Source organism: Marinobacter sp. CP1 (genome assembly GCF_001266795.1).
Classification (GTDB): domain Bacteria; phylum Pseudomonadota; class Gammaproteobacteria; order Pseudomonadales; family Oleiphilaceae; genus Marinobacter; species Marinobacter flavimaris.
Genome location: NZ_CP011929.1, coordinates 2594595 through 2606143, shown reverse-complemented (window position 1 = coordinate 2606143; position 11549 = coordinate 2594595). Strand labels below are relative to the sequence as shown.

Here is an 11549-nt window from a genome sequence, read left to right as displayed (position 1 = left end):
ACTCGGAGACATCATTCACTCCCTAACTTTTGAAAAATAATCGGAGATTCCTTGCTCAAATCTCTCTGCGATTCACGCCAGAGATCAGGGATAAGCGAGACTTTGTGGGGAAGCTCGAACTCGCAGAGCCATGCTTCTTTATTAAGAGAAATAGAGAGGAGATAGCTTTTGAATAGCCCCCTGTCTGCATTGCCATCAGGGACAAATTCAGAAGCTCACGCTCTATAACTTCGGTGAGCAAAATGTCGGTGGGGATTGGGGGGCTCTCAACAAGGACAGGAATCGGAGTCTCAGAATTCAAACAAGAGATCAAAGCCGCGGATCGCAGATTGCCCGTTACGATGTAATATGAAACGTACTCGGTTTTTTTCCCCGTTTCTTTTCCCTTTTTTTCTTCGTTCTTTTTCTTCTTTTTCTTTCTCTCTTCGACCACCGCAGGGTGTCGGTGCAGATAGTCCAGGATTGCTGGCTCGGGCAGCTCATCCAGAGCGCTTGCCCGGAAAGGTAGCGCTGCAAATTGTTCAAGAAAGTGAGTAGCCCTCAATACGGGGGATTCCTCAAGGTCCTTAGGCGAGATCGTTTTCAGTGTATAGATGTGGTCAGCCATGCTGCTCTCCTCAAACGTGATGAGAGTTATTGTGACGACCTATGAGCGACCGTTGTTTTGTCTAATTGACCGAAAAATGCGTTTACTCTGTTTTTTTTAAAAAAACGGTAACTGTCTTTTCCAACAGCCTTGCATCAACCAAGAAATGCGAAAACCGGCTGTCCGAGAAGCGACACCACTGCTCGCAGGCGAAGAAACAGCACCCATGTAATGGATTGAACGGCTCGGCGAAGGCTTGGTCACGGAGTACTACAGGGATTGGTGAGCACCGAGAAAGGTTTAGAAAAGCTCCCGGCATTGATCGGCTGGCTGGAGCATGGCGTCAAGACCTACATGATCCCGATTCCATTTCTGTAATGCTTGTGGTCAGGAAAAACCGGCTCAAACAAGGGGCTATCACCGATCCACTGATGGTGTGTAGATGTTTTTTTCTGCAAAAAGGCCAATTTCCAGTCTAATTCGATTTTTCGTGCAATTAGACGAACCGCAAGATTGTGATTCCTCTTTACTCTGGCTGTGATGTTCAAAACACACACGAGGAAGATTATGAATTTGAAAGAAAAACTCTGGGAAATTATCGAGATGCATTCGGTCGTCGAGTCGGCTTGGTTGAGAATCGAGTGGCTGAGTGAGGCTGTTGATAAGTATCAGGCAGAGCTCCAAGAAGCCGAAAACAAACACGATGAAGTTGTTGAATATCAGGAGCGACTCATGCACGAACTCGCCAAGCAGGCCGTGTTGGAAGGCATCGTTGGAGTCAACGATCACTTGCCAATGCTGAGGCCCGTCGAATTCGGGGCAAAAATGTACATGCTGCTGCAAGAGCACGATGAGCGAGACGCTGGCGAGCACCAGTCAGAAACAAAGAACTTTTAGTTTACCGACGACCTAACCGTTATCTGAGAGGGGGGGGGGTAGTGAACTTTGTCGACAGATGCTGGCCCTCAATTTGGAGCCAACATCTGTCTGACAATGGTCGAAACTGAAAAGCCTCAAGGCCATTCTGGAATCGTCTTACTGCGAAACGAAAACCCTTAATTACCCGTGTTCCGATTTTAGGGGATGGTTACAAGGCAGATCAGACTGGCGAAGCTTCGCTCGGTCTACACCATCTTTTGCTTGCAGCCGTGGAAAGTTATGAAAGACTGACACGGAAACAAATGCTGGAGCTTCTACTATGAATAGAGAACCTAACATTGCCGAACTTCGTGAACTCACTTATCAGGAGGCTGTTGATCTATTTGAAGGCGACACAGTTGCCGCTGATAGGTGGTTATCATCTTCTGTTCGGGCACTCGGTAATCACCCCCCAATCTCGCTGATGGGAACGAAACAGGGCTGTCAAAAAATCCGAAACCTCCTGCGCAAGTGGGCCGAAGGGGCGATTTCGTAGCAGCTCTCGTCCAGAGTAAAAACGAACTCGGTGGCGCTCTACTGGGCTTTTATAACCGTCAATGAGCTTACGCAGTCACCGGGGCATTCTGCACGTTACAGACGAGGGTAGACTTGAAATCTTCTGAGCGATTGGTTGACCAATACTTCAAGTGGAGCGTTTGCGACCGCCGCTACCATTCAGAACCAAATAACAGAAGTAACCAATGACAACACCCCAGAAAGCTGATGAGAGTCCAAATAGAGACATGCCCGAAGCTGTAACAACAAAGGTAATCAATGACGCTTCGCGGTGACTAGGCTCCTCTAAGGCGGAGAATAGATTACCTGCAATCGCTCCAAGGAGAGCAAGCCCGGCAAGCACAGCTACAAATGCCGCTGGAAGTGATGTAAATAGACTAACGATGGTACCGGCGAACAAACCTCCCACCAGATAGAAAACACCATTGAACACCCCCGCGATGTATCTACGAGACGGATCTTCATGGGCGTCTTTACCTGTGCAGATGGCAGCGGTAATTGCAGCTACCACAGTAGTGATTCCGCCGAAAAAAGCCATTGGGAGTGAAACCAGGCTTGTTATTCCGATAATGGGCTTTGCCTTAACCGGGTAGCCTGCACTTTGGAGGATCGCCATGCCGGGCAGAAATTGTCCAGTTAAACTCACCAAGACAAGCGGAATGGCAAAACTAAGGGTTGAACTTAATGTCCACTCTGGCTGAATGATCTGAGGCACCGCAACGCTCCAGCGAACGCCTGACAAGGAGGCACCTTCCAGAGCGACCGCAAGTACCACCCCTGAAATTAACAAGAGAACCAGGGTATATTTGGGAAAAAGGCGACGAAACACAACATAGGAAACAAGCATTCCGATGGCCAAAGCGGGAGTGGTTTCTATTGCGGTGAAAGCACCCACACCAAACTGAAAAAGAATACCCGCCATCATCCCAGCAGCAATGCCCTTCGGAATCGCTCTGACAAATGTGTCAAAGGTACCTGAAATACCAATAATAAAGATCATAATCGCCGCGCTAATATAAGCGCCTATTGCCTCGTTTAGAGACAACTCGGGGAACAGTGTAACCAGCAACGCGGTGCCCGGTGCAGACCAAGCGGTCACGATAGGAGCTCTAAGCCAAATCGATAACGCGATCCCTGATATGCCGGCTCCCACAGAAATAGCCCAAACCCATGAGGTCATCATATCGGACGAGATTCCAGCGCTGGCTCCAGCTTGGAAAAAGATGGCTAAGGGGCCCGAATATGATACGAGAACCGCTAAGAAGCCCGCCACGACTGCCGGCAGGGAAAGGTCTTTTAGAAGTTTTTGCATAAGTGTGAATCCGTTATTGATTATTGTAGATTCAGGTCATGAAAAAGGGCCCCGAGCGGTTAAACGCCGGGGCCAAAGAGGGCATGACTGACTGTCTACCCTGGGGTCGCATTTCCTACAGAACTTACCCTAGATCGCCCCCAGCAACTGGGACCACTGTTCCCGTAATGTAGCTGGCAGCATCAGATGCCAGGAAAAGAATTGGCTCAGCCTGTTCATCCAAAGTTCCGTATCGATGCATGAAGCTGTTCCCTATGGTCTGATCAATCAGGGTTTGATACCACGCCTTTTCCTGCTTACTCTGTTCTTCCGCATTTCGAGGCGTCAGTCTCGGTGGCGCTTCTGTACCGCCCGCCGCTGCGGCATTTACTCGGATATTGTGTGGCGCATATTCATACGCCATGTTCACAGTCAAAGCGTTAACCCCTCCTTTGGCTGCACCGTACGGAACCCGCATTAAAGCACGCGTTGCTATGGAGGAGACGTTGACAATCACTCCTTCATTTTGCTCAAGCATGTAAGGTAAAACTGCGCGGCAACACCATAGAGTCGTAAAAAGCGAACGCTGAATTTCCTTTTCAATCTGTTCCGGCGTGTAGTGCTCGAACGGCTGAGCCCAGATAGTGCCACCGACATTATTAATGAGAATATCGATACGCTGAAAGTGCTGATGCGCCTCCGCCATTACTTTCTCGGCCCCTGCCCAAGTTTCAAGGTTGGCCTGAACAGCAACAGCATCAGCTCCCTCATCACGCAACTCTGCAGCGACGCCGTGAATATAGTCCGCAATGTCTACGAGAAGCAGGCGAGCGCCTTCTGCGGCCGCCAGCTCGGCTACACGCTTACCTATTCCTTGGGCGGCTCCAGTGATCACCATTACCTTATCGGTGAAGCGAGATGTCATGCGACCTTCTCCTTTTCTGCAGGAGCGCTAGGAGCGAACTTTTCATAATGAAACGAATTCGGTTTCAAGCCCTTTTCTCGGAAAAATCCGAGCACCGAATCAACCATGGGAGGGGGACCACACAAGTAGACATCGACATCCCCCTCATTTAGGGGAGCGTCATCCATATGCTGGGTAACATATCCTTTCCTCGGATGGTCGCTCTCTTCTCCAGAAACCACAGTGACGTATGTAAAATTGGCCAACTCCTCGGTAAAACGGTCCAGGATATCGAGGTACACCAAATCATCATCATTAGTGACGCCGTAAATCAGATGTGTTGGTAAGTCGCAGCCATTGGCTTTCATATGCTCTAGTTTGGATAGGAAGGGCGCTAGGCCAGTGCCTCCTGCCAGCATCAGTATCGGACGCTCGATGGGTCGCAGATAGAAACTTCCCATGGGGCCGGTTAGGGTTACCTTATCCCCAGTGCGGGCCTTGCCCACCAGCCAAGAGCTCATAAGCCCCCCTGGCACATTGCGAATTAGGAAACTCAGATCACGGCTACCTGGCTTGGAACTGAAGGAATAAGCGCGCGTCTCTTCAGAACCCGGCACCTGAATGTTCACGTACTGCCCAGGAAGGAAGGCAATGTCATCGTCCGCGGTGATCTTCAGTTCGATCGATGTGGGCGAGATCAGGTTCACCTCCGCCACGGTACCACCGACTTCGGCATTGCCCGTTTTGCACATGGTGGAAGCGACAGGCACTTCCACCACACAGTCACTGGAAGGCACCATCTGGCAGGTCAGTACCATGCCCTGTTCGGCTTCCTCGTCAGACAGCGCTTCGTCAATGTATTCCTCACCCATGTCGAAGTCGCCCTGACGGCAGGCACCCTTACAGGTGCCACAAACGCCATCGGAGCAGTCCATGGGCAGATTGATCTGCGCACGGTAGGCGGCGTCGAGAACCGTTTCGCCTTCGTTGCAGGACACAAAACGGGTAACGCCGTCTTCAAAGTTCAGCGCAATGTTGTAACTCATGATGATGCTCTCCCCATCAATTACAGGTGATAAACGTCCAGCACCTGATTGATGCAATCGTTGTTCAGAACCAGTCGCTTCTCCCGAATCAGCGGCTGCTCGCCAGTAATGTCCAGGGTGTAGAAGGACGTTCCGAAAAATTCCGCCGTTTTCTTGTAGCGGTACGCCTTGGTCAGCCAGTTGAACCGCAGCTTCACTTCACTCTCATCCTGGGACAGGATCTCCAAGTTGCTGGTGAAGTGCGTGGTTCGCGGCTCCGGCATGGAGCTGGCACCGGAACGCTCAGTCTTTATGCGATAGATCCGGTCTTCCAGGCCTTCCTTGTTGGGGTAATAGATGAGCGAGATCTCGCTTTGCGGGTCCTCGGTCAGCTCATCGTCATCGTCCCAGGCCGGCATCCAGTAAGTGACGTCTTCGTGATAGCAGGCCAGCCATTTGTCCCACTCGCGGTCGTCCAGAAAACGGGCTTCGCGGATGATGAATTGCTCGATATCGTGGTAGCTCAGGCTCATGCCGACGCCTCCTCTGAAGTCACTGGAATGAAACGGGCCCGCTCCGCCTCGATGGCACGGGTCATTTCCTCCTGCCAATGTTGGTGGTGATTAACATACAGCCCTTCGTCGTCGGGCCGCGCGCCACTCATGATGGGCTTCATATCGATCTGGTTGGCGTGCTCATCGGGGCCGTCGATCCAGTGCGCTGCACCACGGCTCATGTCGTTCCAGCGCATGTCGCGGGCTTCATAGCCGTTCTGGCAGGCGCGGAATTCCTCCAGGTCGTCTGGTGTGCCCATGCCGGTCACATTGAAGAAGTCTTCATATTGACGGATACGCTTGGCACGTAGCTCTGCCGGCTCGTTCTTTGGACCAAAGGCATAGATGGTCACTTCCGTCTTGTTGACGTCGATGGGCCGGGTCACGCGGATCTGTGTGGAGAACTGATCCATCAAGTAAACGTTCGGGTAGAGACACAGGTTCTTGGTGGTCCTTACTATGGAGTCCGCACGAGCCTCTCCGTAGGTTTCCTTCAGGCGCTCCAGCTGGCTGAAGATCGGACGCACTTCTGGGTTCAGCAGTCGAGTCCACAGCATCATGTGACCGTTCTCGAAGGAGTAAAAACCGCCTTCCGCAGACCAGCTCTTGGCGTCGACCGCTTCAGTGCCGCCTTTGTCGTAATTGCGCTGGCCCATGGTGGACAGGTAGTTCCAATGCACGGTGCCCACGTGATATCCATCGGCTCCGTTCTCGGCGGTCAACTTCCAGTTACCCTCGTAGGTGTAGGTCGAGCTTCCGCGCAGGATTTCCAGGCCGTCTTCGGACTGATCCACGATGTTGTCAATGATCTTGGTTGTCTCGCCCAGATACTCTTCGAGAGAGACCACGTCGGCATTGAGGCTGCCGAACAGAAAGCCACGGTAGTTGCCGAACTTTGGCATTTGCTTCAGATCGTGGGAGCCGTCGGTGTTGAACTGCTCTGGGTAGCCGCCTTTTTTCTGGTCTTTCGCCTTCAACAGCTGACCGTCATTACGGAAGGTCCAGCCGTGGAACGGGCAAGTAAAGGAGGTCTTGTTGCCCCGTTTTTTACGGCACAGGGTCGCACCACGATGCGAGCAAGTGTTGAGGATGGCTTTCAGCTCGCCATCCTTGGTACGAGTGATGATCACCGGCTGGCGACCGACAGTTACTGTAAAGTAGTCACCCGGCTCCGGGATCTGGCTCTCGTGAGCTAGGTAAACCCAGTTGCCCTCGAAAATATACTTCATCTCCAGATCGAACAGTTCCTGATCGGTGAAGATGCTGCGATCACACTGGTAGCGTCCGGTTTTCGGATCGGCTATTACCGCGTCACGTACCTTTTCGGCGAGTTTTTCAAGCTTGCTGGTCATGTCGTTCACTCCGTCTTGTTCTTGGGTGGCGCTTACGCAGCGTCGGTTTCCAGGGCACGCGGACGTGCGTGGCGTTCCTGGAGCTCGGGCTTGTCAGTAGCAACCAGGGCGACGTTGAACTCGACTTCGGTAATCGGTCCTGTGACGCCGTGCTTGGTCCCTTCTTTGGACTGGTCTACGCGCTTGGCTTCCACCACCAGCTCTTCACGGGTGGCAAAAGCAAAGTCGCTGTAGGTGTATTCGTCACCGGCGATGTTGATCTGAGTGGTCAGGTGCTTGTAACCAGGCTTGGACACGAAGTAATGAATATGCGCCGGGCGCTGGCCGTGACGGCCCAGATGGTTCAGCAGCTGCTGGGTTGAACCCTCAGGCGGGCAACCGTAACCGGACGGCATAATGCTCTGGGCAGCATAGCGACCTTCAGAATCAGTCTTGATGCGGCGGCGCAGGTTGTACTCGCTCTGCGACTGGTCGAAGTAGGAATAGGCGCCCTTGGTATCAGCATGCCAGATATCCACGATAGCATTGGCCAGCGGCGCGCCGTTCTCGTCGGTAACCTGGCCCTTGATCAGGATCACCTCGGCGTCTTTGTCGGAGCCGTCATCCATGCGAGCAAATCCTTCGCTGATTGGGGCACCGGCCACGTAAAGCGGGCCTTCAATAGTGCGTGGCGTGCCGCCGGTCAAGCCGGCCTGTTCGTCCTCGGCGTCCTGACGGATATCCAGGTAACGGTCCATGCCCAGGCCCGGGGCCAGCAGGGCGGCTTCGCCGTTTGCACCCAGTTCGCCAACGTAATAGACGGCGCTCCAAAACTCCTCCGGCGTGACATCGAAATCTTCCACGATCTGAAAAATGTCGTGCATTACACGGTGGACAATCTTTTTCATCCGCTCGTCACCGCCTTGCTGATCAAAGCCGGCAACTTTTTCAAGAAGATCTTTCACTTCGGCGGTTTGCATGGTTTTAACAGTCATTGTTGGTCTCCTCGGTCTTTTGTTGTTGTTGCTCAAGACGTCCCAATCAGTTGGCAACATCATCTTTGAAGCCCCTTTCACCACAGAACGGGGCCGGATCTTGTGAAAAATTTTGCTTAGCGATCGTCCTCGTGAATGGAGGACGGATGGCGGCACAGGGGCGCAACGGTGATGTCCATATAAGGGAACAGCGGAAGGTTGCTGATCAGGTCCTGTAACTCGGCGTTGTCCTCAACGTCGAAAATGCTGACGTTCGCGTAGCTGCCCGCCACACGCCACAGATGGCGCCACTTGCCTTTTTCCTGAAGGCCTTGAGCGTAGGCCTTTTCCCGGGCCTTGATCTCGCCAGCAACCTCAGTCGGCATATCGGTAGGCAGATTGACCTTCATTTCAACTTTGAACAGCATGTGCGCTCCTCCGTTATTGATCTTTGCGGCTATATTCAGCGAGCTTGTCTTCGTTAAGCGTGACGCCCAGTCCAGGGCCTTGTGGTAGGTCCACTCCGTTGTCTTGAAAGCTCAGGGGCTTGTCCACAATGTCGTCCTTCATCAGTAGCGGGCCGAACATTTCCGTGCCCCAGTGCAGGGTTTCCAGAGTGGACCAAGCATGCAGTGCAGCGACGGTGCCGATCGTGCCTTCCAGCAAGGTACCTCCATACAGGCCGATACCCGCCGCCTGGGCAACCGCGGCCTGCTTTAGGGCCTGCGCCGGGCCGCCAGCCTTGGCGATCTTGAGGGCGACGGCCCCCGAAAAGCCGGCGGCAGCAAGGTTGTACATATCGCTGGCATCGGCGACGGCTTCGTCGGCCAGGATAGGCAGGTGGAATTTCTGCGACAGGCGCACCAGCGCGGCGTGATCCTTCATGGGTGTGGGCTGCTCGACCAGGTCAATACCGGCGGCTTGCAGTTCCGCCATGCCTTTGGCAGCCGTTGACTCATCCCAAGCCTGGTTCACATCAACCCGAACACTGGCGGACTCACCCACGGCATCCTTGATGGCCGCTACATGACGAACGTCGTCCATCAATGCCCGCGACCCAATCTTGAGCTTGAAATCACAATGGCGCCGGGTTTCGATTAGGCCGAGGGCCTCCTCGATATCCTTGGCGGTATCGCCACTGGCAAGGGTCCAGAGCACCGGGATATGCTGGTGTACGGCACCGCCGAATAGGTCGGATACCGGGCAGTTCAACCGCTTGCCATGCAGATCCAGCAGAGCCGTTTCAATAGCGGACTTGGCCAAATTGTTTCCACGAGACGCTCGGTTTAGCTTTACCCTTAGGGTATTGATTGCGTCAGCCGGCTGGCCAATCAGTTGTGGCTTGAAATAGGTGTCGATGGTAAGTTTCACGCTTTCGGGGCTTTCCGGGCCGTAGGCAAGGCCACCGATGGTGGTGGCTTCACCCAACCCTTCAAGACCATCGGAATCCTTCATCCGCACGATCACCATGGTCTGAACCCCCATGGTTGTCATGGAAAGCTTATGCGGCCGGATGGTCGGAATGTCGACCAGGATGGCTTCGATGGACTGAATGGTTGCGGACATGTGCTCTCCGAATCGCAAGTTATAATGCCTGTGACTCGAACAGTACGAAGTTTCACGGATGTGAACCAATATTGATTAAGTAGCTAGCGATACCTAGGAGGTATGGATGGAACTCAGACACCTGCGATATTTCGTCGCCGTTGCAGAGGAAGGCAACCTCACCCGGGCAGCAGAAAAACTGTTTATTGCACAACCACCACTAACCCGGGCAATGAAGCAGCTTGAGGAAGAAATAGGTGTAGAGCTTTTTATCCGCAAGCCCAGGGGCCTTGAGCTGACCAATGGAGGGGAATATTTTCTGGAACAGGCCCGACAGATACTGGACAAAGTAACTGCGACGGTTGATGACACTCGCAGGATCGCACAGCATCGAAAGACTATTTTTTCCATCGGGTTTGTCCCATCCGTTTTTTATGGCCAGCTACCTCTCATGGTTCGGCGTCTGCGCCGAAACAAGAACTTGGAAATAGTCCTGCATGAACTGAAAACCCGGGAACAGGTCGAAGCACTTAAAACTGGCAAGATCGACATTGGCTTTGGAAGGGTGAGCATAGAAGACCCCGACGTGGAGCAGGAGCTACTGTTCGACGAGCCCATCATCGCTGCCATCCCCATGGGTCACCCGCTCAGCAAACACCCTCCGTCTATGAAAGAGCTTTCTGCCCACCCCATGGTCGCCTTCCCTTCCGGGCCGGGCCCAAACTTTGCAGATATCACCCAGGGGCTTTTTCACAGACGCGGCCTGAAAATTCATGTCAGCCAGCATGTCAACGATCTTCAAACGGCCCTATCGCTGGTCGCCTCCGACATGGGGTTCACGCTGGTGCCAGAACAGGTCCGAAAACTTAATCGTGAGGGGGTGGAGTTCATGCCGCTGGAGGATAACAACATCACCACGCCCGTTATCGCCTCCCGTCGTCGGGGCGAAAACCCGAACGCCGTAATGCGGCTGGCTAACACTATACTGGATGAACTCGTGGAGAACCGGCTCACCGGTCGTTATCCATGAGGCTTATCGAGCCGCTTGGCGAATCCGATCAGCCACAATCTGCAGCCTCGGCAAATACACGTTCAACAAAGTATCCATGTCCACCCGGGCAGCATTTGTGCTGATATTAAGCGCCCCCAAAAGCTCGCCACTCGCAGAATAGGCGGGCACCGCCACAGATCGCAAACCAAGATCAAGCTCCTGATCTAAGACGGCGTATCCGAGATTTCGTGCCTTGTCGATCTCCTCCCGCAAAACGTTTTTTTCTGTGATGGAAGACAACGTATGACGCTCAAGCTGAATCCTATCAATATAGGTCTCAAGCTCGTTCTGCGGCAACTGCGCAAGCAGCACCCGCCCCATGGAGGTATAGGCCGCAGGCAAGCGGGTACCCACCGACAGCGTAATCGCCATTAGTCGATGCCGGGCGGCCGATCGCACCACGTACACGACATCGTCACCATCCAGAACCGCCAGCGATGAGGATTCACCAAGCTCGGCGGTAATGTCTTCCAGATACTGTTGAATGACTGCCCGATACTGGTTTGATGCCTGATAGGCATAACCCAGCTGCAGTACCCGGGGAGTCAGCTCGAACTGACGACCGGTGCGCTTCACAAACCCCAACGCGTGCAGGGTCAACAGAAATCGCCGTGCTTTGGCCCGGTCCATATCAGTGCGGGCCGCCACTTCGCTCAGGGTCATACGAGGGTGATCGGCATCGAATGCCTGCAGAACCTCCAGACCCGACGCCAGTGCGCCCACGTAGTCCCGGTCTCCCGGCTTGAGAACCTGTTCGTCCATTCCAGCTCCTATAACAGGCTTATTTAGCCCGCCGCACATCAGTGTCAGCGCATGGTACCAGTTAGTTCGCATTACGAACATCCGTGCATTCT

Annotated in this window: 13 protein-coding genes; 3 read left to right on the top strand and 10 right to left on the bottom strand. The window is 53.5% G+C overall.

What is annotated here, in order from left to right:
- Positions 1-55: 55 nt before the first annotated feature.
- Positions 56-607, bottom strand: a complete 552-nt coding sequence (locus ACP86_RS12025; RefSeq protein WP_053114081.1) for a hypothetical protein — start codon at positions 605-607, stop codon at positions 56-58.
- Positions 608-1153: 546 nt separating this feature from the next.
- Between ACP86_RS12025 and ACP86_RS12020 the strand changes: the two genes are divergently transcribed.
- Together ACP86_RS12020 and ACP86_RS12015 are read left to right on the top strand one after the other, a co-directional pair.
- Positions 1154-1483: a hypothetical protein gene (locus ACP86_RS12020; protein WP_094182558.1), complete on the top strand. Its 330-nt coding sequence runs from the start codon at positions 1154-1156 to the stop codon at positions 1481-1483.
- A 301-nt stretch (positions 1484-1784) separates the two neighbouring features.
- Positions 1785-2000 (top strand): MbcA/ParS/Xre antitoxin family protein, encoded by a 216-nt coding sequence (locus tag ACP86_RS12015; protein WP_053114078.1) that lies wholly within the window; start codon positions 1785-1787, stop codon positions 1998-2000.
- A gap of 147 nt (positions 2001-2147) precedes the next feature.
- On the opposite strand, the gene ACP86_RS12010 is transcribed toward ACP86_RS12015, so the two are convergent.
- From ACP86_RS12010 to ACP86_RS11975, 8 genes are all read right to left on the bottom strand, one after another.
- On the bottom strand, positions 2148-3332 hold the full coding sequence (locus ACP86_RS12010) for a benzoate/H(+) symporter BenE family transporter (RefSeq protein WP_053114076.1): 1185 nt from the start codon (positions 3330-3332) through the stop codon (positions 2148-2150).
- 124 nt (positions 3333-3456) lie between these two features.
- Complete coding sequence (gene benD / locus ACP86_RS12005; protein ID WP_053114074.1) at positions 3457-4236, bottom strand: benzoate diol dehydrogenase BenD; 780 nt, start codon at positions 4234-4236, stop codon at positions 3457-3459.
- Positions 4233-5261, bottom strand: a complete 1029-nt coding sequence (gene benC / locus ACP86_RS12000) for a benzoate 1,2-dioxygenase electron transfer component BenC (RefSeq protein WP_053114072.1) — start codon at positions 5259-5261, stop codon at positions 4233-4235. The genes benD and benC overlap by 4 nt, the downstream gene beginning before the upstream one ends.
- A gap of 20 nt (positions 5262-5281) precedes the next feature.
- A complete protein-coding gene (benB, locus tag ACP86_RS11995; protein WP_053114070.1) occupies positions 5282-5773 on the bottom strand; it encodes a benzoate 1,2-dioxygenase small subunit in 492 nt (163 codons plus the stop codon).
- A complete protein-coding gene (locus ACP86_RS11990; protein WP_053114068.1) occupies positions 5770-7146 on the bottom strand; it encodes a Rieske 2Fe-2S domain-containing protein in 1377 nt (458 codons plus the stop codon). The genes benB and ACP86_RS11990 overlap by 4 nt, the downstream gene beginning before the upstream one ends.
- Before the next feature lie 32 nt (positions 7147-7178).
- Positions 7179-8120: a catechol 1,2-dioxygenase gene (gene catA, locus ACP86_RS11985; protein WP_053114066.1), complete on the bottom strand. Its 942-nt coding sequence runs from the start codon at positions 8118-8120 to the stop codon at positions 7179-7181.
- A gap of 116 nt (positions 8121-8236) precedes the next feature.
- Positions 8237-8527 carry a muconolactone Delta-isomerase gene (gene catC, locus ACP86_RS11980; RefSeq protein ID WP_053114064.1) on the bottom strand — a complete coding sequence of 97 codons (291 nt, stop codon included), beginning with the start codon at positions 8525-8527 and terminating at the stop codon, positions 8237-8239.
- Positions 8528-8540: 13 nt separating this feature from the next.
- Entirely contained in the window at positions 8541-9665 is a 1125-nt protein-coding gene (locus ACP86_RS11975; protein ID WP_053114062.1) for a muconate/chloromuconate family cycloisomerase, read from the bottom strand.
- A 106-nt stretch (positions 9666-9771) separates the two neighbouring features.
- Here ACP86_RS11975 and ACP86_RS11970 point away from each other — a divergent pair, with 106 nt between their 5' ends.
- The gene (locus ACP86_RS11970) at positions 9772-10674 is read left to right on the top strand and encodes a LysR family transcriptional regulator (RefSeq protein WP_053114060.1); all 903 of its coding nucleotides are present in this window, start codon (positions 9772-9774) and stop codon (positions 10672-10674) included.
- 3 nt (positions 10675-10677) lie between these two features.
- On the opposite strand, the gene ACP86_RS11965 is transcribed toward ACP86_RS11970, so the two are convergent.
- Complete coding sequence (locus ACP86_RS11965; RefSeq protein ID WP_053114057.1) at positions 10678-11457, bottom strand: IclR family transcriptional regulator C-terminal domain-containing protein; 780 nt, start codon at positions 11455-11457, stop codon at positions 10678-10680.
- Positions 11458-11549: the final 92 nt, after the last annotated feature.